Genomic DNA, 25,679 nt, shown 5'->3' with positions numbered 1-25,679 from the left:
CACAGGCGGACGCTGCCCGCCGAACTGTCCGGCGGCAAGGTCGACGGCCGACGTGGTCGACGGGTACGGCTACCTCCACGGGGGCAACACCAGGTCCCGGCTGCCGATCAGCTGCCCCGGCTCGGCTGATCCTCACTGCCGGGCGCGGGATTCGGTGACCCGGCTGATCAGCTGCAGGGCGAGATCGTAGACCTTGACGTTGGTGTGCTGCGAGAGCCGCTTCAGCAGCTCGAACGCATCGTCGGGTGACACCTTGTGCTGAGCCATCACGATGCCCTTCGCCTGCTCCAGCACCGTCCGCCGGTCGAGGGCTTCGCGTAGCTGCTCGTTCTCGGCGCGCAGGTACCGGACGAGTTCCGCCGGATTCGCGTCCTTGCCCGGCTGCGCTGCCGCGGACGGCTTCCAGTGCGCGACGTGCGGGGGCCGTTCCTCGGCGCGGGCGGTGCCGGTGTGCGTTCGTGCCTCGTCGAGGGTGTCGTAAAGCGTTACCAGCGAGTCGATTCCGGCGATCTGCAGGGAGCGCCGAGCCGGACCGGACGCGGCGATCACCAGCGTGAGCCTGCGCTCGCGTACCTCCCGCAACACGTCCAGCAGCACGGTGATCCCCGCCGAGCCGAAGAAGGTGACGCCGGTGAAATCCGCGAGCACCACCGGCGCGGTGACCTCCGCGTGCCACAGCCGTTGCCACCCCGCACGCCACACCAGGGTCGTCGCCTGATCCACTTCACCCACCGCGGCCACCGTGGTGACCGACGCCCCCAGCTCGACACGAACCGACAGCGCGCCGCCTGCTCCAGGTCTTGACACTTTCAACGGAACCCTCCCAGCGCGTACGACGACATGGCTGCGGCGCGCTGCTTGGCCGTTAGGAAGACCAACTTACCGTGTCCTGATCACAAAATGCACACCGCACGTGCACCCGCAAAAGCAAACGCACGAGCTGTTCCCGGTCCCTGTGCCGGGGAAGCCGGCCAGCTGCGAAAACGATCAACGCCGCGGCCGGTCCGGGTGCGCAGCGAGGAGAGCGCCGATTACCCGCCGTCTCGTGGTGGAAAAGTGCGATCGTCGCCCCGGCCGATCACCGCACACACCAAAGCGGCCGCCGCGTGCAGTGTGCACTCGTCGGCCGTAATTGCGCGATTCCCCGAACCGTGGCGGCGGGCAGCTCCGTCCCGGCCGAAGCGCAACGCTGTTCGACGGGGGAAGCGAATTCCGTAGCAGCGAAAAGGAAATTGTCCTGTCCTGCAGGACTTCGGTCGCGGTGCCGGGCACCCCGGATGGGGCCGGCGGCGGCTTCAGGCAGCCGCCACCGGCCCCATCCGTGCCGACGTCGCCCGCCGTCGGCGCAGGCTCGGCCCGGAACCGGTATGTCGGGGCCCGGTTCCGGTACCGACACCTGCACGACACGGGTGCGAACCGTCGGGCTTCGCGCCTCGGCCGGCGTCCGCCCCACCGCGGGCGGCCGGACGCGAAGACTCAGTTGTGCTGGATGCTGCCGCCGTCGACGACGGTGCCGGAGGCGCAGTTCTCCGGGGAATTGCCTGCCGCCGTGTGGTCACCCGGCGAGAGCACCGGCACGCCGATTCCGTCCAGCGAGTGGCGGATCGGTACCTGTACGCCGAGCACATTCACGTCGTTGCCGCAGAATCCGAGCGTGCCGTTGACGTTGTGCAGTGCGTCGACGTTGTTCAGGTTGACGAGACCGACCTGCCCGGCCGAGCCGCCGTGCTCGCCATGGGTGTCGGCGAAGGCAGCCCCACCGGACAGCAGCGCGCCTGCCACCACCGCGGCAGCCGTGAGACCGATCTTCTTGAGCATACGGGTTCTCCTTGGGGGATTGACGATTGCGCGGCCGCGGGGACGTTCCGCCAGGCCGGGTACGCCCGAGAAACGTACTGGCGGATGCCGGCGTTTTTCCAGATCGTTCCACCATCGTGTGCTGGCGCGAATCTCTGACCGGATTTTCGTAGCTCGATCGGTTCGATACGCATTCGGTCCGGCTGCCGCGACGGCAAGCGCGACGGCAATTCGGCTGCCGCGGACTCCGGTACGTTGTGCGCATGGACTCCGATCCGCCTTCGGAGCAGACACGGTGGACGATCCACGGCGAGCGCTCAGTCGACGACACGCGCCGGCTTCGCCTCAGCATTGCTTCAGTCGAGCTGCCGGACGGCGTGAAGTTCGAGCAGTACGTCATGCGGTCGCCGAAGGCCGCGATGATGGTCGTACTCGACGACGCTCTGGAGAACGTCCTGATGATGTGGCGGCACCGATGGATCTTCGATCGGTGGGTCTGGGAGCTGCCCGGTGGCTACGTCGATCCCGGCGAGGACCCGGTCCACACGGCGGCGCGCGAGGTCGAGGAGGAGACGGGTTGGCGGCCGCGCAGCGCCGAGCCGTTGGTCTCCCTGCAGCCGAACGTGGGCGTGGCGGACGCAGAGAACCTGCTGTTCCTCTCCCGCGCCGCGGAATACATCGGCGACGAAGTGGACGTCAACGAGGCGGAGCGGATCGCCTGGATTTCGCTGGGCTCGGTGCGTGCGCGCATCGCGAAGGGTGCGATCCTGGGTGCATCGTCGCAGGTTGGCCTGCTGCATGTGCTTGCGTTTCCGCCCGCGTAAGTCGGATTCCCGGCGTGGCGGGCCCGATCTGGTCGAGCTGGTGGTGCAGGGTGCGAACCCCGGCCGTGGGAACGGAGTCCGCCGCCGGGCAGCATCGGTCACGGCGGCGGTGGCGCGGACCGAGCGCGCTTGTGGTCATCCGCACGGCCGCTTTGGCGGTCGTGCCCGTCCCACGGAACGGGGTGGGCGAACTCGGCGGCCGGGCAGGGAGCGTCCACGCAGCTCAGCAGATTCGGCGCGTCCGGCCAGCTGTGTTTCGCAGATCGCGAGGAACAGCTCTTCCTTCCGGCGAAGCTGGAGTAGAAGGCGCCACGGGTGAAGCCGGCGCGGTCGCAGAGCACCTCGACCGGGGTGTCGCGGATGCGCGGCCAACGGCGGCTCACCCTCCTGCGGTGGCGACCTCCGCAAGGCCACCGTCCGAGCCAACGCGTCAAGAGCGGTGTGCACCAGGCCGGTACCGGCACCGAGAAGATCGACGACGGTCGCTGACGGTGTTCGGCGCACTGGCCCTGCGGGCACTGGCGCCGGCCACCTCCCTCGTCACCCGCGCGGTGCCGGACGCCGTGCGCAGGATGGTGGTACCGGTCCTGGTGCAGCGGGTCAGCCGGCGCTGTGCGCTCCGGTCATCAGTGCGGCGAGGTCGTCGGGTTCGAGGAACGACGGGGGCGGGGGCGGTCCCCACGAGTAGAGCCCGGCGAGGCCGTGCAGCACTTCCGGGCTCCACAGCTCGTCCTCGGGGATGGTGTCCATATCGGCGTAGTACTCGGAGAAATTGCCCGCGGGATCCTTGAGGTACCAGAAGAAGTTGGATCCTGCGTGGTGGCGGCCCAGTCCCCACATGTGCCGTTCCGGGTTGCCTTCGAGCATGTCGCGTGCGCCGCGGCCGACGTCGTCGACGTCGTCGACCTGCCAGCTGGTGTGGTGCAGGAAGCTCACCGGCGCGGCCATGACCAGTACGTTGTGGTGCTCGACCGAACAGCGCAGGAACGCGGCCCGGTCGCCCATGTAATCGCTGACCTTGAAACCCAGTCCCTCGGTGAAGAAACCCATCGTGGCCTGGAGGTTGGTGGTGCCGAGCACGGCGTGGCCGAGTTTGCGCGGCTGCACCGCTTCGCGGGCGAGGAACGGTGCCCGGCCGCTGCGTTCGATGCGGCCGGGTCCGTTGTAGCGCGTCGCGGGTGGCGCCGGGTCGACCGTGATCCGCGGCCGGACCACGGCTTTCACGGTCGTTCCGGTGATCGGTTCGACCGCGCGCAGCACGGACGCCTCGTGCTCGACCGGCACGCCGAGCTTGCCGAGCCTGCTCGCGATCGCGGCGATGTCGTCGGCGTCGTCGGCGGCCACGGCCAGCTCGACCAGCCGCCGCCGAGGCGCGTGCACGATCTCCAGCTGCTCGCCGCCGTCCCGGGTGGCGAACACCCCGCTGCCGCGAGGCTGCAGGCCGAAATCGGTGTAGTAGGCGATGGTTTCCTCGACGTTGGGCACGCCGATGGTGACCTTGCCCAGCCCGTGCAGTGCCATGACAGGCTCCTTTCCTGGATCACGTCGTTGTGACAAAGGTTTGGTGCAGCTCGCCGATCCCCTCGATCCAGCTGTCGAGCCGCTCGCCGGCGCGCAGGAAGCGCTGGGGGTCACGGCCGGCGCCGACCCCGGCCGGTGTGCCGGTGAAGATCACGTCGCCCGGATAAAGCGTCACGTTCCGCGACAGCGCGGCGACCAGCTTGCCGACCGGGAAGATCAGATCGCTCGTCCGTCCCTTTTGCACCTCCTCGCCGTCGATCGTGCAGCCCAGCTCGAGGTTGTCCGGGTCCGCCAGCTCGTCCGGGGTGACCAGCCACGGACCTTGCGGGGAGAAGCCGGCGAAGGACTTTCCCAGCCCGAACTGCGGTGCCGGCCCGGCGAGCTGGGAGACGCGTTCCGAGATGTCCTGGCCCGCGGTGAGGCCCGCGATGTGGTCCCACGCGTCCGCCGCGTCGACTGCGCTCGCCTCGCGGCCGATGACGGCGACCAGCTCGACCTCCCAGTCCACGTTGCCGCCGGGAGGCAGCACGACCTCGCTGTCCGGCCCGGAGAAACTGGAGACGTACTTGGTGAACACCGGAGGCAGCCGGGTGGGGGCTTCGAAGCCGGACTCGGCCGCGTGGGCGTGGTAGTTCAGCCCGATTGCGAAGACCTGCCGCGGGGCGGGCGAAGGCGGTCCGAGCCGGGCGCGCTCGAGCGTGGCCGCATCCGCCGCCGGCCCGCCGAGGTCGAGCGTCGCCGCCCACGCGGTGAACTCGTCCCAAGATCGGTACAGCGCCGGGAAATCGGGACCAAAACGGCCACCGGACGCGGTGGCGAGGTCGACCGTGCGCTCGGCGCCCTGCTCGCCGTGCACCAGTACGGCCCGGTTGTCCAGATTCGCGATGCGCATGAGTATCGGTTCTCCTTGTCGATGGTGTGCTCAGGACGAGGTCGGCACCGCGGCGCCTCCGGCGGCCGTCGATGCGGCCGGCGGTGGCACCGGCATCGGCTGTTCGGCGAGCGGCAGGACCGGGCCGGGTCCGTCCGCGCCCGCGATCATCCACTTGTCCCGTTGCCTCGATTGCGCTTCGTCGTGGACGCAGATGACCCGGCCGAGGGGGATCGGGCGCGCCGGACCGCGGAGCTGCCGGTTCATCGGCGACCACTCCCGGTCGTCGAGCGGGAGCACGTCCACGATCACCACGTCCACCGCGCTGTGAACCCCGTCCCGCATGTCCGCCTCTTCCGCCTCCGGCGTGGTCTCTTCTGGTGTACGCGGCCGTATGCGACATGTCAACCAGCTTTCGAAAGTTAGTGTCAGCATCGACTGGTGTTAGGGTGTTCCTATGGTGAAGTCGGAGGAACGCACGCGTCCCGGTGGCGTTTACGAACGGCTGCGTGCCGACATCCTCGGCGGGCGCCTCGTGCCGGGGCAGCGGCTGAAGTTCCCCGAGCTGTCCCGGTTTTACCGCACCAGCGTCGGCGCGGCACGGGAGGCGCTGACCCGGCTGGTGGGCGAAGGGCTGGTGCAATCCCAGCCGCATCAGGGATACCGCGTGGTGCCGCTGTCGCACGAAGACCTTGCCGACCTCACCTACGCGCGCGTGGAGGTCGAGTCGCGGGTGCTGTACCTGTCGGTGCTGAACGGGGACATGCACTGGGAGTCGCAGGCGGTCGCCGCACACCACCTGCTCGACCGCACGCCGTACTTCAGCGAAGACGACACCGCCCACCCCACGGACGCATGGGCGGCCGCGCACACCGCGTTCCACCGGGCCCTGCTGGCCGGCTGCCCGAACCGCCGGTTGCTCGCCACCGCGCTCGGGCTGCGCGAGGAAGCCGCGCTGTACCTGCAGTGGTCGGTGTCCTTCGGACAGGAACCCGATCGCGACGTCGCCGCCGAGCACCGGGCGCTGCTCGACGCCGCGACTGCGCGAGAAGCCGAGCGGGCGGCCGAACTGCTGCGCGACCACATCGCGCACACCGCCCAGCTGGTGATCAGGGGCGCCTCCGACGAACCCAACACCGTCGAAGCAGGCCGCCGGTCGTGACGACCGGCGGCGGCCGGAATTCTGCCCGGGATACTTCGGCGCCGGCCATGCTCCGGTGCCGGATCCCCGTGTTCGTTCGACAGATCGGGAGTGCACATCCATGCCAGTACTGCACGCGGAGGACCGGGAAGGTTCGTTCGTGCCGCATGCCTTCGCCGAGCACAGCGTCGATCTCGGCGAGATCCGGATGAACTACGTCGTGACCGGTGAACCGGACCGGCCCGCGCTGCTGCTGATCCCGGCGCAGACCGAATCGTGGTGGGGCTACGAACAAGCGTTGCCGCTGCTGGCCGAGCACTTCCAGGTGCATGCGGTCGATCTTCGCGGGCAGGGCCGCTCCACGTGGACCCCCGGTCGCTACACCCTCGATGTGTTCGGTAACGACCTGGTGCGGTTCATCGACCTGGTGATCGGGCGGCCGACGCTGGTCAGCGGGCTCTCCTCGGGCGGGGTGCTGGCTGCCTGGCTTTCCGCGTACGCCAAGCCGGGACAGGTGCGGGCGGCCGTCTACGAGGACCCGCCGCTGTTCGCCTCGGAGGTGAACCCGGCGTGCGGTCCGTCGATCCGCCAGGGCGCCGGGCCGCTCTTCGCGGCCTGGAGCAAATGGCTGGGCGACCAGTGGTCGATCGGCGACTGGCGCGGGCTGCAGCAGGCGCTGCCGGACGAACTCCCGGCCGCGCTGCGGCCGCGCTCGGCGAGCTTCGATGCCGACGCCGTCCGCGAGCCGCCGCAGCACCTGCGGGAGTACGACCCCGAATGGGCGCGGTCGTTCGTGTCCGGCCGGGCCACTGTGGGCTGCGACCACGAGACGATGCTCAGCGGAGTCCGGGTGCCGGTCCTGCTGACACACCACTCCCGGCAGATCGATCCGGGCACCGGCCATCTGCTGGGCGCGATTGCCGACGTACAGGTACAGCGTGTGCGCGAACTCGTCGAAGCGGCCGGTCAGCCGTTCACCTACCGCTCGTTCCCCGACCAGCCGCATTCCCTGCACGAAGCCGATCCCGAACTGTATGCCCGCACGGTCATCGAATGGGCCGAGGGACTCCCGGCGGCGTGACTGTCCACTGTGGCCGACTCACGCAGCGGGTGGGACGAACTCCCCGGTCGGCTCGTTGCAGGGCAGGAACGACCGGCACCCCGGACTGGCCGACACCTGGCCGGTCGAGGTGCACCGTCGCGAAGCCGCACTCGCGTAGCGGTGCCCCGCCGGGCGGCCGCAAGCTGCACGGTGCGGGGTGCACCCGCCTGCCGCTGGGGAATCGTCCGCCTCGGACGGTTCTCGCTGGCCTTCGCATCTACCATGGCGAGCATGACTGGAAGTGCACCCAAAGGTGCGGCACGCAAGAAGGCGGCATCGTCGGCGTCTCGTGACGACGGTGCCGGCAAGCCGTCGCCGATCAGCACTTCCCGTCGGGAGCTGGTGGAGAACGAGTTGTACGAGCATGCCACTCGATTGTTTGCCGAGCGGGGGTTTGCCGGGACGAGTTTGCAGGATATTGCTGATGCTCTGGGGATTACGCGTCCGGCGTTGTACTACTACGTGAAGAGCAAGGACGAGTTGCTGGCCAAGCTGGTCACCGAGGTCACCGACGGCCCGCTCGACGAGCTCGGCGGGCTGGTGGCCCGCACCGATCTGGACCCGGTGCAGAAGCTGCGCGGAATAGTCGAAATCGTCGTCGGCCGCCGCGTGACGCAGCCCGAGCGGTTCCGGTTGCTGATCCGGTCGGAGGCCGAACTGCCCGCGGAACTCACCGCCGCCTACGACGAAAGCCGCAAGGCGGTGCTGAAGACAATCGCCGGTGTGCTCGACGAGGGTATCCACGCGGGCAGGTTCCGCCCGGTCGAATCCCGCGTCGCGGCACTCGGTGTGCTCGGCATGTGCAACTGGGTGGCGTGGTGGTTCCACCCCGGCGGACGGGACAGCCCGGAAGCGGTCATCGACCAGCTGGCCGAGATGGCCGTCGGCGCACTGCAGCGCGCGGACGGCCACGTGCCGGAGGGGGAAGGCCCCGCTGCCGCGGTGAAAATGCTTCGCCAGGACATCGACCACCTGGAGCGGATCCTCGACCTGTGATCCCGGCCGGCTGATCCCGCTCGCCGATGCCGGTCAGCGTCCCCCGGCGAGCGGTGTCCTCACCGGAAAACGCGAACTGACCTGGAACTCCGCGGACAGGCCTCGACGGCGTGCGGTCTGTTACATATCATGGTGTGTAACAGACGGCGGAAGGAGCCACCCGTGGCCACCACCAGCAACGGGATGCACTACCAGGAACTCGGCACCGGAGAACGGGCTCTGGTGCTGCTGCCCGGTTTCGGCTGTTCGACCGAGGCGTGGGCCGAGGTCGCCCCGCTGCTCGAGGGCTACCGGACGATCCTGATGGACCTGCCCGGACACGCAGGCTCGGCCGGTGCTGCCGCGGACGGCAACCTGCACCATCTCGGTGAGACCGTGGTCGAGGCGTGCCGGGAGATCGGCCTGACGAAGTTCGCGCTCGCCGGAACGTCGCTCGGGGGAGCGATCTGCGTCCGGATAGCGCTCGACCATCCGGCCGAGACGACCGCGGTCGTCGGTGTCATGCCGTGGAACGCCGGTGGTACGCACGCCGGCGACCAGGTGATCGAAGGCTTCCTTTCCGCATACGGCGACCGCGAAACCATCGCTGCCGGGGTCCTCGGCATCTCCCGGAAATCGGAGAAGACCACCGACCTGCCGCGCACCATGGCCACCGTCACCGAACAGATGTGGAAAGGCTGGCTGGGCGAAGGCGCCTACACCAGCATGGCCGAACAGCTGCCCGAACTGCAGGTGCCGGTCTGCTACCTCATCGGCGGGAAAGACGTCGTGGTCGACCAGGAAGCGCAAATCGCCGACATACGCCGGATTCCCGGCGGCCGGCTGGTCCTGCTCGCCGACGCCGGCCACCTCGCGTGCTACGAAATACCCGAAACCATCGCCAAGGAGATCAACGACTTCCTCGGCGCACGCCCGGCGGCGTTGAGCTGACCACTCGGCCGGCCCTCCGTGCCGGGGCCGGCGCCACGCGATGGTCCGGCGCCGACCACAACCGTCACGACAGCAGTGCGCGGATCGCGGGCCCCACTTTGGCCGGATCCGGCTCGTCTCCGGTGATCAGGTCCACGTAGCAGAAGGATTCCGCGATGCGGACCACCAGATAGGCCATGTCGTCGACCGGCAACCGCAAGTCGTGTTCCGGCAGCTCCTCGAGCAGCAAAGCCCGCACGTAGCCGATGAAATTCCGCTGGGTGTCGCCACTGCTCGTGGTCAAAACGCGCAGTGCGATTTCACCTTCCTGCTTCAGGAAGGCCCGCATGAAGGGTGCCGCGCGCACTGCGACGATGAAACGTTGCAGTGTCTCGGCGACCGCGTCCACCCCGGTGCCTGCCGCCGCTGTGCGGGACTGGTCCAGGGTCGGCCGGGCCAGTGCCCAGTTCACCTCGCCCAGTAGCTTGTCCCTGCTTCCGACCCAGCGGTGCAGAGTCATCCGGCTGACCCCGAGCTCCTCGGCGATCGTCCGCATCTCGAGCCGTCGCCCATCCAGGAACTGTTTGCGTGCCAGCCGCACGGCCGCCTCCCGGCCCCGTTCTCCCGGCGATGGATCGGCAGGCTGGCTGCGCAGCTCGGAACTCGGCACGAGCCGCAGTTTACCCACCGGACCCGGGCCGCGATGCGTACTGCGCTCGTGGCGGCCGGGCAGCTCGGCGATCCGCCGGAACAGCGGTGCCCATCCTGGCGAGGTTCCGGCCGAGGCACTGGTGCCGACCGTGGCGATTTCCCGGGTTTGCTGCCGTTCGGGCCGGAACCCGCCGTGCCGACGGGCCCCGGCGATCCGCGTTCGCCGGAAGTCAGAACCTCGTTTTCGGTGCCGCGGCCTGGGCGCCGTGGATCAGTTTGTCGAGCAGTCCGACCAGAGTGGTTTGCTCGGTCTTCGACAGCGCGTTGGTCCAGGCCTGCTCACGCTCGTTGTGCACCTGGAACGCAGTGGTGATGGCGTGGTGCCCGGCGTCGGTGAGGGTGAGCGTCACCGCGCGACGGTCGTGCTCGGCCCGGGTTCTGGTCGCCAATCCGTCTCGCTCCAGGGTGTTGATCAGCGCGGAAACCGCCGCCCTGCTCATTCCGGCGAGTTCGGCGACGCGCTTGGCCGCCAGCGGTCCGGCCAGCCAGAGCACGAACAGCACGCGGAAGCCGGGCCAGCTCCAGCCGCTGGGCCGGTGCACCGCGGACTCGAGGTCGTAGACCAGCGAACTGGTCACCCGGTGCAGCGTGAGCACCAGCCGCATCGCCATCAGATCGGCGGCGGGCAGCTCGCGCCCGACCTTCGCGATCGCGTAGTCGACGAAGGAGAGGTAGTCGAGGTTTTCACTGGCGGCAGGGCGCGCGGTCATGCCGCCAGCGTAAACGCTGAAAAGCCGCCGGCGTGGCACGAGGCGAGCGGCCGCAGGGGCTTCCCCGGTGGGTGTCCACGGGGTTACCCTGATCCGGCAGGGTGATCAAAGCTTTGACTAAATGAGGTGGCGCTGGTGGCTCGCAAGTCGTTCGCATCGTCGGCTGACCTGGGGGAGAAAGTGCGGACCCTGGAGGTCCTCGCCGACGGCGTCTACGCGCTCACCGCGGAGGGCGATCCCAACATCGGGGCGGTCGAAGGGGAGGATTTCCTGGTCTGCTTCGAGGCGCTCGCCACCCCGGTCGCGGCCCGGGAGTGGCTCGCCGAACTGCGCAAGTACACCGACAAGCCGGTGCGCTACCTCGTGCTCTCGCATTACCACGCGGTGCGCGTGCTCGGGGCGTCCGCGTTCGACGCCGAGGTGATCGTGGCGCACGAGAACACCCGCGCACTGGTGGCCGAACGCGGTAAGCAGGACTGGGAAAGCGAATTCGGCCGAATGCCGCGCCTGGCCAAGGGCGCCGATTCGGTGCCCGGCCTGACCTGGCCCACGCTCACGTTCTCCGACCGGCTGACGATCGACCTCGGTGGCGACCGCGGCGATCTGGTGCTGGAGTACTGCGGGCGCGGGCACACCGAAGGCGACCTGGTCGCCTGGCTGCCGCGGCAGAAGATCCTGTTCGCGGGTGACCTCGTGGAAGCGGAGGCGGCGCTGTACACCGGCGACGCGTTCCACCGCGAATGGGCCACGTCCACATTGGACCGGGTGCAGGCGTTCGGTGCGGAGCAGCTGATCGGCGGGCGCGGCGCGGTCAGCAGCGGCCAGGATGCGGTCAACGCGGCGATCGAGCAGACCCGGCACTTCCTGGACGTGATGATCCGCGAGGTCGGTGCGGCGCAGCAGGCGGGCGGAACGCTCAAGGACGCCTTCACCCGCACGCACGCGGCGCTGGTCGACCGATACGGCCACTGGCCGATCTTCGAACACTGCCTCCCGTTCGACGTTTCCCGGTTGTGGGACGAGCTTTCCGGTATCGAGCGCCCGGTCATCTGGACCGCCGCCCGTGACCGTGCGGTCTGGGACCAGTTGCAGGACTGAGAGGCCGCGGTCGATGAAGCCACGACACGAGCCGGACCGCGTGGCGGTGCTCGGCAACGGTCCGGTCGGCCAGAGCACGGCCCTGCTGCTCGCTCGCTGGGGCGTGCCGGTCGTCCTGCTGGATGCACGGCCGGAGCGGGATCCGATCGGGTCCAAGGCGATCTGCCAGCAGCGGGACGTCCTCGACGTGTGGGAGTCGGTCGGGGCCGGCCGCCGTATCGCGGCCGAGGGCGTCACCTGGCGCACGGCGCGCACATTCCACCGGGACGCCGAACTGTTCGCCGACGATCTGCCGGACCCGGGGCGTTCGCCGTTCCCGCCGTTCGTCAACATTTCCCAGGCGCGGACCGAACAGATCCTGGACGAGCGGATCGCGGCCGAACCGTTGATCGAGGTGCGCTGGAACCACCGGGTGAGCGCACTGACCCAGGACGGGCGCGGCGTGGCGATCACCTGCGAGACGCAGGCGGGCCGGACCCACGTCGAAGCCGGGTATGCGGTGGCGTGCGTGGGTGCGCGAGGTGACGACGTCCGGCGCATGCTGGGCGTCCGGTTCGACGGGCATTCGTTCGAGGACCGGTTCCTCATCTGTGACATCCGCGCGGATCTGCCGGGGTGGGCCACCGAGCGGCGGTTCTACTTCGATCCGCCGTGGAACCCCGGCAGGCAGGTGCTGATCCATCCGTGCCCCGATTCCACCTTCCGCATCGACTGGCAGGTCGCCGGCGGCTACGACCTCGACGCCGAGGAAGCCGGCGGCGGACTCGACGCGCGGATCCAGGCCGTCATCGGCGAGCGGAACTACGAGATCGTGTGGAAGTCGGTGTACCGGTTCCACGCCCGGGTGGTGGATCGGATGCGGGTCGGCCGGGTGCTGCTCGCCGGGGACTGCGCCCACCTCGTCTCGCCGTTCGGTGCGCGCGGGCTCAACTCCGGCGTGGCCGACGCCGAGAACGCGGCCTGGAAACTGGCGTTCGTGCTGCACGGCTGGGCAGGCGAGGAGCTGCTGGAGAGCTACCACGCCGAACGGCACGCCGCCGCGGAGGAAAACCTCGAGGTCACCACGGCCACCATGGATTTCATGGTGCCGCGCGACGACGAACAGCACCGCCGTCGGCTCGAGGTGCTTGCCACCGCCGCGAAGGACCCGACGACGGTGTCCCAAGTGGACTCCGGACGACTCGCCGAACCGTTCTGGTACGCGGAGTCGCCATTGACCACCCGGTCCGCGCACCATCCATGCGCTGGCAGGCCGCCGCGTGGTTCGGTGCCGCCGGCCGGGCCAGGGGTGCTGGTGCCGGACGTGCCGATCTCGGTGCCCGGCAGCGAGCGCGGGCGGCTGCGGGAAATCGCTCGCGACGGGTTCCTGCTGCTGACCACCGAAGGTGTGGATCATGTTGCGGTGCACGAAATCGCGCGGCAGTCCAGCTCCGCGCCGGTGCGCGTGCTGCCGCTGGCCGAAGCCGACGTCACGCTGGCGCTGGGGGAGGCGCTGGCGACCAGACCCGGTGAAGTCTGGATCGTCCGGCCCGACGCCCACGTTGCCGCCGTGCTCAACGCCCCGGCCCCGGAAGAAGTGGCCGACGCGCTCAGGCGCGCACACGGCGCGGCGCAGCATGCGGAATCACCGCGTGCCATCAGCGATTCGGCGAGCGTCCGGCGAGGCAGCACACCCGACATGGCGATCCCGGCCACGGGTACCACGGAAGGGAACTGACCGGCTCTGCCCGCGCCGTCCCGGCGACCGTTCCCACGCACCGAATTCGGCCGGTCCGGAGCCGTCCGCCGGCAGCAGGGTGCGCGAGGAGATGCGCCAGCCGTCGTCGCTACGTTCGAGTGTCCAGCGGTTGGCCAGCACGCGGTGGATCCGGTAACCCGGCGAAGTGCTGTGATTGGCCAGTTCCCGGGATTCACCGTGCGGATCAGCGCGAGGTAGGAGACGGCCACCGCGCGGTCCTCGTCCGGGTCGACCAGCGGCAGCCTGCCGAAGTGCGCGAGCTCGCCCGCGTCGGAAGCAAACAGCAGCTGTTCGCCGCGGTGCTCGAGCAAGAGATGACCACGCTGTCCGCCGCGGTGCCGTTGACCGGTGAGCAGGCTGAGGATCTCGGCGAGTTCGCCGGCCGGGTCTGCGACTACCACCGCAGCCATCCGCACTACCTGCGGTTGCTGCTGCGGGAAGGCCTGCAAACCGGTGCTGGGCAAGCGATGCCGGGCCCGGTCGCCGCCGCGGCCGAACGGACGGCGACATTGCCGCCGTGGCCCGCGCGCAGCGGGCCGGAGCACTGCGCGACGACGTGCGCCCCGGGTACCTGCTCTACCTTGCACGTGCCTTGACCGCCTGGTTGCTGGCGGTCCCTTCGACGGCCACGCTCATGCTCGGCGACGCGTCCGCGGACGGGACCGCCGACCACCGCCGGGTACTGGCCCGCCTCGTACGAGACGCCACGAGGCCACCGTCCTGATCCCGGCGGCCGGCCCGATCCGAGCGTTCCATAGGAGAACTGGCCGTCGTCCCGTGTTCGGCTGTCGAGGCAGTAACCGCTGCCCGGAAGCACGCGTTGTGCGCGGGCTCCGGCCGTCGCGGAAACCCGCTACAATCGCCCGAAAACACGGTGATCGGGGGAAGCGTGGAATTTCAGGAAGTCGTGCGGCGCAGGCGGATGGTGCGCAAGTTCAGCGACGAGCCCGTGTCCGAGGAAAGCGTGCGGCGGATCATGCGCAACGCGCTGCGCGGTCCGTCGGCCGGATTCTCGCAGGGTCAGGCGTTCCTGGTACTGCAGGGCGACGATGTGCGGCGGTTCGCCGACGTGGTCGAGCCCTGGGTGGCGGAAACTGCCACGGCGGCACCGGTGCTCGTGATCCCGTTCGCGGTCAAGGACGTCTACCTCGACCGGTATGCCGAGCAGGACAAGGGCTGGACCGACCGAAGCGAGGACCACTGGCCGGTGCCGTTCTGGTACATCGACACCGGTATGGCCGTGCTGCTGATCCTGCAGACGGTGGTCGACGAAGGGCTCGGCGCGGTGTACTTCGGCATCGGCGAGGAGGATTTCGACAAGGTGCGCGCCGAATTCGGCGTACCGGCAAACCACGTGCCGATCGGCGCGATCGCAATCGGCCACGGCGACGACGCCAAGATCTCCGCAGGCGCCTCCCCGGCCACGCGCAAGCGCAAACCGGAAACCGAGACAGTCCACTTCGGACAGTGGTAGCGAAGCGGACGACCGCGAACGCCGCAACAGGACTGCCGCGGTCGGTCCGCGGTGGCGGACAGGAATTCCGGGGCCACCCGTTCCGCCGGATCGGCCGCGACCTGTGCGATGTTCCCGGTCGAACGAATGGGTACCCGTAGTATCTCCGGCAGCGCAGCCGCCCGAGGCTGCGGCGTTCAAGATCCGAACGCAGTGCGGCAACGGCATATCCTGCAGTGGCAGTACAGGAAACGGATCGACGGTGGCTGTTTTGTTCCGGTTTCCAGTACTGTCCGTTCGCGGCCGGGAAAAGCGGCCGGTGGTTCAGTCGGTGCGTTGTCCGGCTCGGAGGACGCTCAGGTAGCGGCGTGCTGCGCGGTTGTCCATTCGGGTGCGGATGTGCTCGGCTATCGCGTCCAGCAAGGGCTCACGGACCTCGCGGGCGAGGCGCCGGTACAGCGACGTCGAGCGGAGGAGATCGGCGAAGCCGTCGCCGGTGAGCCACTGGACGGTCGGGTACCAGTGCACTGTCGCGGGACCGAACACGCCAGCGGGATCCTCGGCTGGACCCCAGCCCGTGTCGTGGGCGCGCACGACGTCCTCCAGTGGCGGATGGCCCCAGCCGGGGTTCCCCGGGCAGAACCGTTCGTGGAGATCGGCCGTCTCGGCGTAGACCTCCGGCTCTCCGGGCCTTCGGATGACGACGTTGCCGAGCAGCGCCAGCCAGCCCCCGGGGCGCAACAAGCGGTGTGCCCGCCGCCAGCCGATCGACGGGTCGACCCAGTGCCACGACGACGCGGCCACCACGGTGTCGAAGCGCCTGCCGCGGTCGTCCCACTCCTCGAACGTCGACGTCTCGACTTCGACGTTGCGAAAGGCGGCGATCCGCCGCCGGGCGAGTGCGGCCATGTCCGCTCCCGGTTCGACGGCGGTCACCGAGCATCCGAGTGCGGCCAAGGACCGCGTCGCCTGGCCGGTACCGCAGCCCACCTCCAGTACCGACGCCCTTTCGTGCAAGCCGGTGATGGTACGAAGGTCTGCGAACAGCTCGGCCGGGTATCCCGGCCGGATCCGGTCGTAGAGCGCCGGTACCTCGTTGAACACCTGGCCGAGTTCAGGTCGGTTCGGAAACATCTTCGGATTGTCGGTCACGGGCGAGCGGTGGCTGTAGTCACAAGCTTCACCACTCTGTGCGACGCGGTGTCCCCTGTTAAGGTGAGGCATGCCTTACTTCGCGACGCGGCGGGGCCTGCGCCCGGCTCGGCGCCGGCGCACCGCGGCCGTCTTCACCGCGGTGCTGGCAATGCTGGCGGCGGGGGCGTGCTCGGCCCCGCAACAAGATGAACAGTCAAGCGCCGCAAAGCGAACGGTCACCGATGTGCTCGGGCGCAAAGTGGACATTCCGGTACCGGCGAAGCGCATCCTGCTCGACGGGGCGCGTGTGCTCTACACGACCGCGTTGCTGAACAAGCAGGATCCACTGCAGGGAATTGTCGGGCTGCCCAACGACCTCGAGCAGAACGATCCCGATTCGCTGCAGCAGTACCGGAAGAAGTTCCCCGGGATCGACCGGATCCAGCGCACCGGGCAGGTGTACGACGGGTCGTTCTCGATCGAAGCGGCGATCCGGCTGCACCCGGACGTGTTCGTCCTCAGTGCCGCGAACTACCAGGCCGCCCAGGATGCCGGGATCGTGGACCGGCTGGCCCGGGTCGGTGTGCCGACGGTGGTCCTCGACTACTTCCAGGACCCGATCAAGAACACCGCTGCGTCGGTGCGGCTCATGGGCACGATCCTGGGCCGGACGGCCGAGGCGGACGCTTTTGCTTCCTACTACCAGGCCGCGATCGACCGGGTCCGCTCCACGCTGGCCGCGGCGCACGAACCGCCGACTCCCACGTTCCTGTGGCGTGCGCCGGGCTATTTCGAATGTTGTTCGAGTTTTGCGAAGTCCAACCTCGCCAAGGTGGTGCAGTTCGCGGGCGGGGCGAACCTGGCCGACGACGTGCTCAAGACCCCGCAGGGCGCGATCTCCCCGGAGACGATCCTGAGCCGGAACCCGGACGTGATCATCGCGACCGGTGCGGACTGGGCGCCGGGCACGCCGGCGAGCCCGGGTACGTTCGTTCCGCTCGGATACCGCGAGAACGCCGCGGCCGCGGCGGCCCAGCTGAAGTCGATCGTGCAGAAGCAGGCCGGCTTCCCGCAGCTCAAGGCGGTGCGCGAGCACCGGACCTACGCGGCGTGGCACCACTTCTACGACTCGCCGTACAACTTCCTCGCGGTGGAATGGTTCGCGAAGTGGCTGCATCCCGAGCTGTTCCGGGACGTCGATCCCGACGCGACGATCCGCGAGCTGCACACGAAATTCCTGCCGATCCCGTACCAGGGCACGTTCTGGACGGAGCTGCGGTGACGGCCGCACCCGACCTGTCCGTCCCGGCGGTGAGTGCCCGCGCCCAGGAGGTCGTCGGTGCGCATCACAGCCGGCTCCGGCGAAAGCGGCTGATTCTCGCCGCGCTCGTACTGCTGACGCTGGTCGTGGTCGTCGCGGACATCGCGATCGGCGGCGAGTCGTTGCGGATCGGGGACACCGTGCGGGCGATCTTCGTGCCGTGGGACGCGCCGGTGGTGGACACCGAGATCGTCTGGCACATCCGGATGCCGATGACGGTGACCGGCATCCTCGTCGGGGCCGCACTCTCGCTGGCCGGCGCGGAAATGCAGACCATCCTGAACAACCCGCTCGCCGAGCCTTACACGCTCGGGGTGTCGGCGGCCGCCAGTTTCGGCGCGGCGCTGAGCCTGGTGATCGGCGTCTCGGCGATCCCGGTCCTCGGTTTGATCGGTACTGCCGGGACAGCGTGGGTCTTCGCGATGCTGACCAGTGCGGTGATCATCGGCTTCAGCGTGCTGCGCGGGCCGCACACCGAAACGATGGTGCTGCTCGGGATCGCGATGGTGTTCCTGTTCACCGCGTTGTTGTCGCTGATGCAGTACGTCGCCTCCGAGGCGCAGCTGCAGCAGGTGGTGTTCTGGACACTGGGCAGCCTGAGCCGGGCGAGCTGGCCGCAGGTCGGGATGCTCGCCGCGGTACTGGTCGTCGCGGTCCCGCTGGTGCTGCGGGCCTCCTGGAAGCTGACGGCGATGCGCTTGGGCGACGATCGTGCGCGGGCGCTGGGCGTGCGCGTCGAACGGCTGCGGATCGTTGTGCTGGCCGGGATTTCCCTCGTTGCGGCGACGGCGGTGTCGATCGCCGGCAGCATCGGTTTCGTCGGGCTGGTCGGTCCGCATGTCGCGCGGATGCTCGTGGGCGAGGACCACCGCTACTTCGTCACCGCGTCGCTGTTCAGCGGGGCGTTCCTGCTCTGCGCGTCTTCGCTGGTGGCCAAGATGATCGTGCCGGGCGTGCTCATCCCGGTCGGGATCATCACCTCGATCGTCGGGGTACCGGTCTTCCTCGGGCTCATCCTGTCGCGCCGGAGGAAACTGTGGACCTGACCCTGCACGTCGAACGGCTCGGGTTCCGCTACGGGCGCACGCCCGTGCTGCACGAGGTGACGCTGCCCGAGGTGCGGGCCACGGAAGTGACCGCGGTGATCGGCCCGAACGGTTCGGGCAAGTCGACCCTGTTGCGCTGCGTCGCCGGTTTCCACCGGGCGCGCGGACAGGTCCGGCTGACCGGAAGCGATGTGGGCAGACGTCCGGACGGCGGTGGAATCCTTTACCTGCCACAGGATCCCCCGCCGCCGAGTTCGATCACGGTCTTCGAGGCGGTACTGGTCGCCCGGCGGATCGGCGGTGCAGGCGGGCGCAGGCAGGACCACGAAGCACACGTGGCGGCCACCCTGACGAAGCTGGGCCTGGACGAGTTCGCCACCCGGCGGTTGTCCGACCTCTCCGGCGGACAGCGCCAGATGGTCGGTCTGGCGCAGGCGATGACCCGAAGACCCGATGTGCTGCTGCTGGACGAGCCCACCAGCAATCTCGATCTGCGCAACCAGCTGCAGGTGCTGCGGCTCGTGCGCGACCTCGCGCGAGATCAGCCCGCCGCGGTGCTCGCGGTGGTGCACGACCTCTCGCTCGCCGCCCGGATCGCCGACCGGATCGTGGTACTCCACGACGGTGTGGTGCATTCGTCCGGACCGCCCGCCGAGGTGCTCACCGCGGAAATGCTCGGTGCGGTCTACCAGGTCGAGGGAACCGTCCAGGAGACGCGGGACGGGGTACTGACCATCGCGGTCACCGACAGCCTCTGACCGTTTCCGGGGGCGGGTGTGTCCATTGTGGCCACACCCGCCCTTTTCCGGTGCGGAATGCCGTGGTGTGCGGGCAAGAGTGTTGCTGTGACTGGTCTCACCGGCGGGTCCGGGCAGGCGGGAGTGCCGGTATTTCCGCAGGAGACAGGTGCTCTATCGGTCAGGTGCCGCGGTCAGCTTAATTAGGGAAGCCTTGCCTTACTTGGCGAGTGCGGTTACGGTCGCTGCGACGCGGTCGGTGCGGATGCGCCAGCGGCCGAGAATGAGCGAGCGCCGCACACCGGCCGGTTATCCGAATTGCATGCTCACGATTCCCCCTTGTCTATGGTGAGGATTTCTTCAGATGACGGAGCCCGAATTTCACGTGTTCACCCGAAGCGATCTGGTGGATGTCGAGCTGAGCCCGGCGGAAGTGATTTCCGCGGTTCGGGGCGGGTATCTCGCACTGGCCGGCGGAGATTCCCGCTGCCCGACGAAGCTGATGATGCCGCTGCCGGACGCCGCGCGGGACGCGGTCGCGTACTCGATGCTCGGCTTCGACGCGACCTCGCAGCAGGTCGGGTTCAAGACGTCCTACCGGCAGGGCAGTGACAACCGGGACAAGTACTACACGGTGATCAGCCTGTACGACGACACCACCGGAATGCCGTTCGCGCTCATGGACTGCGACCGGATCGGCGCGTCCCGTACCCCGGCGACCACCGCGCTGATCGCGCAGGAATGCGCCAAACCGGACGCCCGATCGGCGTTGATGATCGGTACCGGCGTGCAGGGCCACCTCACGCTTCCGTACCTGCTGACCGCATTGCCGGACCTCGAGCGGCTGATGCTGTTCGGTACCTCTGCCGAGGGGCGGCAGGCCTGTGTGGACACCTTCCACCGGTATTTCCCGGACCGTGCGGTCGAAATCGTCGACGACGTCCCCGCAGCCGTCGCGGAGGCCGACATCGCGGTGGCCGCGTCCGGCCGGGCCGCGCATCCGAAGGTCAAGACCAGCTGGCTGAAGCCGGGCGGGCTGCTGATTTCGGTGTCCAGCAAGGGAGTCGACTCCTCGTCGCTGCGGGACGCGGACTACGCGCTGGCCACCAGCGAGGGACAGCTCGGGGTGACCGGTTCGCGCTTCGCCGACGAAGAGGGGAATGCGACGATCCACGCGGAGTTCCCGGATGTGCTGGCCGGGCGCCGTCCCGCCCGTACCGGTCCGGCGGATCGGGTGTTCGCCTTCAGCAGCGGGATGGTGATCACCGACATCCCGGTGGCGCACGCACTGGCGAGCAGGGCGATCGCGGACGGCCGCGGGAAGCGGGTGCGGCTGTGGAGCTGACTGCCTCGACGATTTCCCTGCCGGCGCGCCAGCCGGACTGGGCCCGGCGCGTGCAGTCCGATCCCGTGCTGCTCGGCGACATCGCCCGCGCTGTCGGCGGTCCGTTCCACGTGCTGCATCCGGGCCGGTTCACCGACAACCTCGTGGCGTTCACGGACACACTCGTCACCGGCGGCGTCTCCGGACAGGTGTACTTCGGCAAGAAGGCAAACCGTTCGGCCTGCTGGGTTCCCGAATGCGCCCGCGCGGGTGCCGGTGTCGACGTCGCCAGCGTGCCCGAGCTGGTGGACGCACTCGCCGGCGGTGTCCGTGGTGCGGACCTGATGGTCACCGGAGCGGCGAAGAGCGCCGAGCTGGTGTGGCTCGCCGCACGGCAGCAGTGCGTGGTGGCCGTCGATGCGCTCGACGAGCTCGACCGGGTGATCGCGATCGGCCGGTCCGCCGCGCCGGTACGGGTATTGCTGCGGCTGCTGCCGGAAAACGATCAGGGCAGCCGGTTCGGGCTCACCGCCGACGAGGTGGCCGAGGCGCTGCGGCGGTGCGTGGCCGCCGGTTCGGCGGTGCGGGTGGAGGGATTTTCCTTCCACCTGGGCGGGTACGAGGTCCGGCCACGGGCCGGGATGGCCGCGACCGCGCTCGGGTACTGCCACCGGGCACGCGAGCTCGGGCTGCCTGCGGCATCGGTCTCCATCGGCGGCGGATTCGCGGCCGCCTACCTGGACGAGCCGGACTGGACACGGTTCACCGAGGAGTACCGGTCCTCGTGGTTCCACCGGGGAAAGACGTTCACCCATTTCTATCCCTACCACCAGTCGCCGACCGGTGCGGACATGCTCCGGGAGGTGCTGACGAGCCCGCTGCCCGGAGGAGGCACGGTGGCCACCGAGTTCGCGCGCACCGGGACCCGGCTGCTGCTGGAACCCGGCCGGGCCCTGCTGGACCAGGCAGGCTTCACCGTCTTTCCGGTGCAGGGCTTCAAAAAACGCGGCGACTACGGGATCGTGACCGTGGCCGGGCTCAGCATGAGCATCTCCGAACAGTGGAAGGGCAGTGAGTTCCTGCCCGACCCGGTGCTGTGGCCCGCCGACGGTCCCGGTGCTCCGGTGTCGGCCTGCGTCGGCGGTTCCAGCTGTCTCGAATACGACATGCTCAGCTGGCGCAAGATCCCGTTTTCCCGTCCGCCGCGCCACGGTGATCTGCTCGCGTATCCGAACACCGCCGGATACCAGATGGACAAGAACGAGACCCGCTTTCACGAACTTCCGTTGCCCGCCCGCGTGGTGCTGGATGCCTCCGGGCCGGGCTGGCGGATCGAGGGTGAGGTGCAGCGCCGGTGAACGAGTTCATCCCACGCCGCGGACGAGGCATCGTTTCGCACGTATCGGAGCTGATCGGCCGCACACCGCTGTTCGAACTGTGCACGACTGCTTCCGGGACCCGCCTGCTGCTCAAACTCGAGCAGTTCAACCCGACCGGATCGGCGAAGGTCCGCATGGCCGAGCAGATGATCGCCGACGCCGAACGCGAGGGCAGGCTGCGACCCGGCGGCCGGATCGTCGAGCCGACCTCCGGCAACACCGGGCTGGGGCTGGCGCTGGTCGCGGTCGAACGGGGCTACCGGTTCACCGCGGTGGTCGATCACCACGCCAGCAAGGACAAACTGCGCGCGATGGCGGCACTCGGGGTCGAGCTCGTCTACGTGGACGAAGACGGCGCCGGAGGCCTTCGTTCGGTCGAACGCCGGAGGGTCGCGGCCGAACTGGTCGCGGCCGACCGTGCCGCCTACTGGCCGGATCAGCACAACCATCCTGGCAACGGGGGCGGCTACCGGGAACTGGCCAAGGAACTGCTCGCCGATGCCGGGCAGGTCGACTGGCTGATCGGTGCGATCGGCACCGGCGGGTCGCTCTGCGGCACGGCCGGTGAGCTGCGCAGGCTGCGCTGTCCGGCGCGGACGATCGCGGTGGAACCGGAGGGATCGATCATCTTCGGCGCGCCGGCCGGACCGTACCGGCAGACCGGGAGCGGCAGCCCGGAAGGCTTCCCGGTGGGGACGAACGTGTGCCGGGAGCTGATCGACGAGGGCGTGCAGGCGAACGACACGGACGCCTTCGCGACTGCGCGGGCGCTGGCGCGGCACACCGGGCTGCTGGTGGGCGGGTCGGCGGGCGGCGCGATCCACGTGGCGCTGGACCGGATCGATACGATGCCGCCGGGCAGCACCGCGGTGGTTCTGGTCTGCGACGCGGGCGAAAAGTACCTCGACAGCGTGTTCGACGACGAGTGGATGCGCGGGCACGGGCTGCTGGCTCCGGACGTCGAGGCCAGGGCCGCGCAGCGGCTGGGCCGGGATCCGGCCGCCGACCGCGTGCTGAGGTGGGTGTCGTGACCGATCGCGCCGCCGGAACGGGAGAACGAAAGGACCGGGGAGGACCTGCGCGATGATCCGGATGCGATGGCCGGGCGGCTACCGCCCGCTGCTCGCGGTTTCACTGCCGATCGTGGGGATCCAGCTTGCGCAGGTGGCGCTCACCACGACCGATCTGGCAATGCTCGGCGGGATGAGCGTGCGCGCGATCGCCGCGGGCGGACTGGCGCTCACGCTGTACAACCAGGTTCGCACGATGTGTGTGGGAACGGTTACCGCAGTGGGCAATCTCGTGGCCGGTGCCGCCGGCCGCGGCGAAACCCGTGCCGGTGCCGATCGGCTGGACGAGCAGGCCCGCGCCGAGGTGCGGGCCACGGTGCGCGCCTCCTTCCTGGTGGCGACGGTGGTCGGCCTGATCGCCGCGCTGGTCCTGATCGGACTGGGTTACGTGCTGGCCTGGTTCGGTCAGGACGCCGACGTGCTCGGGCTGGCCCGGCCGACGATGCTCGCGCTCGCGCCGGGGCTGATCCCGATGCTGTGGCTCAACGTGCTGCGGCAGTTCGCGGTGGGCATGCGCCGTCCCGGATCGCTGCTGTGGGTCACGATTGCTTCGGTGGCGGTCAACGTCGTGCTGAACGGCGGGTTCGGCTACGGCTGGTTCGGCTTCCCCGAACTCGGCGCTCCCGGCGTCGGATTGGCCACCACGATCGTGCAGTTCCTGAACTGCGGTGCGTTCCTGCTGATCCTGCGCCGCGACGACCACCTCGCGCCGCTGCTGTCCGTGCGCGTTCGCCGCACCGACCTGCCGATGGCGAGGCAGACCCTCCGGCTGGGGATCCCGATCAGCCTGACCTACGGTTCCGAAGCAGGCATCACGTCCGTCGCCACGGTGCTGATGGGCAGCTTCGGCCCGGCGACGCTGGCCGCGCAGAGCGTGGTGAACCAGCTCGTCTACATCGTGTACCAGCTGAACATCGGCCTGTCCCAAGGCTCGTCCATCCTGATCAGCCGTGCGGTGAGCCGCCACGATCGGCCGACGGTGACGCGGACCGCGCGCCAGGCGCTGACGCTGTCGGCGGCCGCGATGACCGTGGCCGGTCTGGTCTACCTCGCTGTGCCGGGCCGGGTACTCGGCCTGTTCCTCGAAAAGAACCCATCACCGGAAGTGCTGTCGCTGGCGTACACCCTGCTGTTCTTCGGGATCGCGCAGCAATACCTCAAGGGCGCGCAGAACGTCTGCGTCGGCCTGTTGCGCGGTCTCGGCAACACGAAGAGCGGTTTCCGGGCCACCCTGCTCGGCTACTGGGTGATCGGCATTCCGGTGATGGTGCTGTGCGGATTCGCGCTGGGCCTGCACGGGCCCGGTATCTGGCTCGGCTTGTGTTTCGGTTTCGGGGCGACGGCGGTGCTGCTGCTCCGGCGGTTCTCGCAGGAGCTGGGGAAGCTTCCCGCACTGGCCGCTGTGCCGTCCGCGGCCTGACCGGACGCACTGGATCAGGGTGCACGCCTCCGCGGTCCGGCGGGCCGCGGAGGCTCCCGGCCGGACCTGGACGGGTAATAGTTGTTGTGCAACAATCACTAAATGGATGTTCCCGCCACGAGCCACCTCGCCTGGGCCGTGCTCGCCTGCCGCGGCGCCGCGACCGTGCTGCTCGGCCTGACCTCGACCGGGCGTTGGGCGAAGGCCCGTGCCGAATGCGGTGGCAGGCGGCGGAGTATGCCGGTCCTGGATGTAGCTCGATGAACCCCGGCCCTAGCGGCAGCCCGGCGGCCCGAGCCTGGGCGGAGATGCTGGCTTTCGTCACGGGCCAGGACCGGCTTCGTGCCCTGCGCCTCGAACTGGACCTCGGGGCCGGGAAAGCCGAACTGCTGATCAAACTCGTGCAGGAGCCGATGACGCTTCGTGAGATCGCGCAGGCCGCCGAAGTCGATCCCTCCGCCGCCACCGTCGCGGTCGACCGGCTCGAGCGACGCGGTCTCGTCGAGCGACGAGCGCACCCCGACGACAAGCGCCGCAGGCTCGTCCACCTCACCGATGCCGGACGGCAGGCAGCCGCGACCGCCCAGCGCATCCTCACCGACCCGCCTCCCGCGCTGGCCGCGCTCAACGCCGAGGACGTCACCGCTCTCGCACGCATCTTCGCCACGTTGAACGCGGCGCCCGCCGACCACTGAATGCCCGAGAAAGGCGATCCCGTGACTCTGCTCGGCACGCTCCTGCGCAACCGGCGACCGGACGAGCGCAACTACGCGTGGAACCAACCGAACCTGACCGCCCCGGACACCATCGAGATCACCAGCAGCGACTTCACCGACGGGAGCCCGCTGCCGTCCCGGCACGCCGGCACCCGCGTCGGAGGCGGGAACCTTTCCCCGCAGCTGGCCTGGCGTGAACTGCCTGCCGATGCCGCGGAACTCCTGCTCCTGATCGAGGACATCGACAGCCCGCTCGGCGCCAGACCGGCCGTTCACTGCCTCGCCCTGATCGATGCAGCCGGCCTCCCGGCACCCCGCGAACTGCCGGCCGGCGCACTCGCCGGCCAAGACCCCGGCCAGGGCGTCACGCTGCTCCGCTCGACCATCGGCCGCGGATACCACGGACCGGAACCGGTGAAAGGCCACGGACCACACCGGTACGTCTTCCAGCTCTACGCACTCGACCGGCGCCTCCGGAACCGCGACGCACTGGTCAAGTCCCGGCCGCGCCCCCTCCTCGCCGCCATCGCCCCGCCGGTACTGGCCCGCGGCCGCATCACCGGCGTGTACGAACGCTAGGGAGCGTCGGACAACGCGATCGGCGCGTCGATACCGGCAGCTGATCCCCTCGACCATCGACCTGGCGTGCGCACCGGGACCG

General features: G+C 69.3%; 28 protein-coding genes. 20 read left to right on the top strand and 8 right to left on the bottom strand.

What is annotated here, in order from left to right:
* Positions 1 to 132 precede the first annotated feature (132 nt).
* Both ABD793_RS15940 and ABD793_RS15935 read right to left on the bottom strand, forming a co-directional pair.
* A complete protein-coding gene (locus ABD793_RS15940) occupies positions 133 to 732 on the bottom strand; it encodes an ANTAR domain-containing protein (protein WP_344860517.1) in 600 nt (199 codons plus the stop codon).
* A 744-nt stretch (positions 733 to 1,476) separates the two neighbouring features.
* Positions 1,477 to 1,818 (bottom strand): hypothetical protein, encoded by a 342-nt coding sequence (locus ABD793_RS15935; RefSeq protein WP_344860514.1) that lies wholly within the window; start codon positions 1,816 to 1,818, stop codon positions 1,477 to 1,479.
* Between the two features lie 242 nt (positions 1,819 to 2,060).
* Between ABD793_RS15935 and ABD793_RS15930 the strand changes: the two genes are divergently transcribed.
* Entirely contained in the window at positions 2,061 to 2,621 is a 561-nt protein-coding gene (locus ABD793_RS15930; protein ID WP_344860511.1) for an NUDIX domain-containing protein, read from the top strand.
* Between the two features lie 600 nt (positions 2,622 to 3,221).
* Here ABD793_RS15930 and ABD793_RS15925 read toward each other — a convergent pair.
* The 3 genes from ABD793_RS15925 to ABD793_RS15915 are packed head-to-tail and all read right to left on the bottom strand — an operon-like array spanning position 3,222 to position 5,358.
* Complete coding sequence (locus ABD793_RS15925; protein ID WP_344860508.1) at positions 3,222 to 4,142, bottom strand: VOC family protein; 921 nt, start codon at positions 4,140 to 4,142, stop codon at positions 3,222 to 3,224.
* A gap of 19 nt (positions 4,143 to 4,161) precedes the next feature.
* Entirely contained in the window at positions 4,162 to 5,034 is an 873-nt protein-coding gene (locus tag ABD793_RS15920; protein ID WP_344860506.1) for a fumarylacetoacetate hydrolase family protein, read from the bottom strand.
* A 30-nt stretch (positions 5,035 to 5,064) separates the two neighbouring features.
* The gene (locus tag ABD793_RS15915; protein WP_344860504.1) at positions 5,065 to 5,358 is read right to left on the bottom strand and encodes a hypothetical protein; all 294 of its coding nucleotides are present in this window, start codon (positions 5,356 to 5,358) and stop codon (positions 5,065 to 5,067) included.
* A gap of 112 nt (positions 5,359 to 5,470) precedes the next feature.
* Here ABD793_RS15915 and ABD793_RS15910 point away from each other — a divergent pair, with 112 nt between their 5' ends.
* From ABD793_RS15910 to ABD793_RS15895, 4 genes are all read left to right on the top strand, one after another.
* Entirely contained in the window at positions 5,471 to 6,175 is a 705-nt protein-coding gene (locus ABD793_RS15910; protein WP_344860501.1) for a GntR family transcriptional regulator, read from the top strand.
* Positions 6,176 to 6,275: 100 nt separating this feature from the next.
* Complete coding sequence (locus ABD793_RS15905; RefSeq protein WP_344860498.1) at positions 6,276 to 7,235, top strand: alpha/beta fold hydrolase; 960 nt, start codon at positions 6,276 to 6,278, stop codon at positions 7,233 to 7,235.
* Between the two features lie 252 nt (positions 7,236 to 7,487).
* Positions 7,488 to 8,252, top strand: coding sequence for a TetR/AcrR family transcriptional regulator (locus ABD793_RS15900; protein ID WP_344860495.1), 765 nt, complete (start codon positions 7,488 to 7,490; stop codon positions 8,250 to 8,252).
* Positions 8,253 to 8,414: 162 nt separating this feature from the next.
* Entirely contained in the window at positions 8,415 to 9,182 is a 768-nt protein-coding gene (locus ABD793_RS15895) for an alpha/beta fold hydrolase (protein ID WP_344860493.1), read from the top strand.
* A gap of 64 nt (positions 9,183 to 9,246) precedes the next feature.
* Here the strand turns inward: ABD793_RS15895 and ABD793_RS15890 are convergent, their stop codons facing one another.
* Together ABD793_RS15890 and ABD793_RS15885 are read right to left on the bottom strand one after the other, a co-directional pair.
* Positions 9,247 to 9,831, bottom strand: coding sequence for a QsdR family transcriptional regulator (locus ABD793_RS15890; RefSeq protein WP_344860491.1), 585 nt, complete (start codon positions 9,829 to 9,831; stop codon positions 9,247 to 9,249).
* A gap of 211 nt (positions 9,832 to 10,042) precedes the next feature.
* Positions 10,043 to 10,582 (bottom strand): MarR family winged helix-turn-helix transcriptional regulator, encoded by a 540-nt coding sequence (locus tag ABD793_RS15885; protein WP_344860488.1) that lies wholly within the window; start codon positions 10,580 to 10,582, stop codon positions 10,043 to 10,045.
* A gap of 135 nt (positions 10,583 to 10,717) precedes the next feature.
* Between ABD793_RS15885 and ABD793_RS15880 the strand changes: the two genes are divergently transcribed.
* From ABD793_RS15880 to ABD793_RS15860, 5 genes are all read left to right on the top strand, one after another.
* Positions 10,718 to 11,680, top strand: coding sequence for an MBL fold metallo-hydrolase (locus tag ABD793_RS15880; RefSeq protein ID WP_344860485.1), 963 nt, complete (start codon positions 10,718 to 10,720; stop codon positions 11,678 to 11,680).
* A 13-nt stretch (positions 11,681 to 11,693) separates the two neighbouring features.
* A complete protein-coding gene (locus tag ABD793_RS15875) occupies positions 11,694 to 13,397 on the top strand; it encodes an FAD-dependent monooxygenase (protein ID WP_344860483.1) in 1,704 nt (567 codons plus the stop codon).
* Positions 13,398 to 13,669: 272 nt separating this feature from the next.
* On the top strand, positions 13,670 to 14,014 hold the full coding sequence (locus ABD793_RS15870) for a hypothetical protein (protein WP_344861061.1): 345 nt from the start codon (positions 13,670 to 13,672) through the stop codon (positions 14,012 to 14,014).
* Complete coding sequence (locus tag ABD793_RS15865; RefSeq protein WP_344860481.1) at positions 13,936 to 14,142, top strand: hypothetical protein; 207 nt, start codon at positions 13,936 to 13,938, stop codon at positions 14,140 to 14,142. The genes ABD793_RS15870 and ABD793_RS15865 overlap by 79 nt, the downstream gene beginning before the upstream one ends.
* 165 nt (positions 14,143 to 14,307) lie before the next feature.
* Positions 14,308 to 14,892, top strand: a complete 585-nt coding sequence (locus tag ABD793_RS15860) for a nitroreductase family protein (RefSeq protein WP_344860479.1) — start codon at positions 14,308 to 14,310, stop codon at positions 14,890 to 14,892.
* A gap of 303 nt (positions 14,893 to 15,195) precedes the next feature.
* Here the strand turns inward: ABD793_RS15860 and ABD793_RS15855 are convergent, their stop codons facing one another.
* On the bottom strand, positions 15,196 to 16,005 hold the full coding sequence (locus ABD793_RS15855) for a class I SAM-dependent methyltransferase (RefSeq protein WP_344860477.1): 810 nt from the start codon (positions 16,003 to 16,005) through the stop codon (positions 15,196 to 15,198).
* Between the two features lie 88 nt (positions 16,006 to 16,093).
* On the opposite strand from ABD793_RS15855, the gene ABD793_RS15850 reads away from it, so the two are divergent.
* From ABD793_RS15850 to ABD793_RS15805, 10 genes are all read left to right on the top strand, one after another.
* Positions 16,094 to 17,287: an ABC transporter substrate-binding protein gene (locus ABD793_RS15850; protein WP_344860475.1), complete on the top strand. Its 1,194-nt coding sequence runs from the start codon at positions 16,094 to 16,096 to the stop codon at positions 17,285 to 17,287.
* Entirely contained in the window at positions 17,284 to 18,372 is a 1,089-nt protein-coding gene (locus ABD793_RS15845; protein ID WP_344860473.1) for a FecCD family ABC transporter permease, read from the top strand. Before ABD793_RS15850 ends, ABD793_RS15845 begins: the two co-directional genes overlap by 4 nt.
* Complete coding sequence (locus ABD793_RS15840; protein ID WP_344860471.1) at positions 18,363 to 19,130, top strand: ABC transporter ATP-binding protein; 768 nt, start codon at positions 18,363 to 18,365, stop codon at positions 19,128 to 19,130. Before ABD793_RS15845 ends, ABD793_RS15840 begins: the two co-directional genes overlap by 10 nt.
* A gap of 343 nt (positions 19,131 to 19,473) precedes the next feature.
* Positions 19,474 to 20,454: an ornithine cyclodeaminase gene (locus ABD793_RS15835; RefSeq protein WP_344860469.1), complete on the top strand. Its 981-nt coding sequence runs from the start codon at positions 19,474 to 19,476 to the stop codon at positions 20,452 to 20,454.
* Positions 20,445 to 21,791, top strand: coding sequence for a type III PLP-dependent enzyme domain-containing protein (locus tag ABD793_RS15830; RefSeq protein ID WP_344860467.1), 1,347 nt, complete (start codon positions 20,445 to 20,447; stop codon positions 21,789 to 21,791). The genes ABD793_RS15835 and ABD793_RS15830 overlap by 10 nt, the downstream gene beginning before the upstream one ends.
* Positions 21,788 to 22,843, top strand: a complete 1,056-nt coding sequence (locus ABD793_RS15825) for a PLP-dependent cysteine synthase family protein (RefSeq protein ID WP_344860466.1) — start codon at positions 21,788 to 21,790, stop codon at positions 22,841 to 22,843. The genes ABD793_RS15830 and ABD793_RS15825 overlap by 4 nt, the downstream gene beginning before the upstream one ends.
* 52 nt (positions 22,844 to 22,895) lie before the next feature.
* Positions 22,896 to 24,302 (top strand): MATE family efflux transporter, encoded by a 1,407-nt coding sequence (locus ABD793_RS15820; protein ID WP_344860464.1) that lies wholly within the window; start codon positions 22,896 to 22,898, stop codon positions 24,300 to 24,302.
* Between the two features lie 102 nt (positions 24,303 to 24,404).
* Positions 24,405 to 24,566 (top strand): hypothetical protein, encoded by a 162-nt coding sequence (locus tag ABD793_RS15815; protein WP_344860462.1) that lies wholly within the window; start codon positions 24,405 to 24,407, stop codon positions 24,564 to 24,566.
* Positions 24,563 to 24,997, top strand: a complete 435-nt coding sequence (locus ABD793_RS15810; protein ID WP_344860460.1) for a MarR family transcriptional regulator — start codon at positions 24,563 to 24,565, stop codon at positions 24,995 to 24,997. Before ABD793_RS15815 ends, ABD793_RS15810 begins: the two co-directional genes overlap by 4 nt.
* A 21-nt stretch (positions 24,998 to 25,018) precedes the next feature.
* Positions 25,019 to 25,597: a YbhB/YbcL family Raf kinase inhibitor-like protein gene (locus tag ABD793_RS15805; protein ID WP_344860459.1), complete on the top strand. Its 579-nt coding sequence runs from the start codon at positions 25,019 to 25,021 to the stop codon at positions 25,595 to 25,597.
* The last annotated feature ends 82 nt before the right edge of the window (positions 25,598 to 25,679 follow it).

It is taken from the genome of Amycolatopsis ultiminotia, assembly GCF_039536925.1.
GTDB lineage: Bacteria > Actinomycetota > Actinomycetes > Mycobacteriales > Pseudonocardiaceae > Amycolatopsis > Amycolatopsis ultiminotia.
Note: the sequence above shows the minus strand (reverse complement) of the source record. Positions and strands in the feature narration are given on the sequence as shown.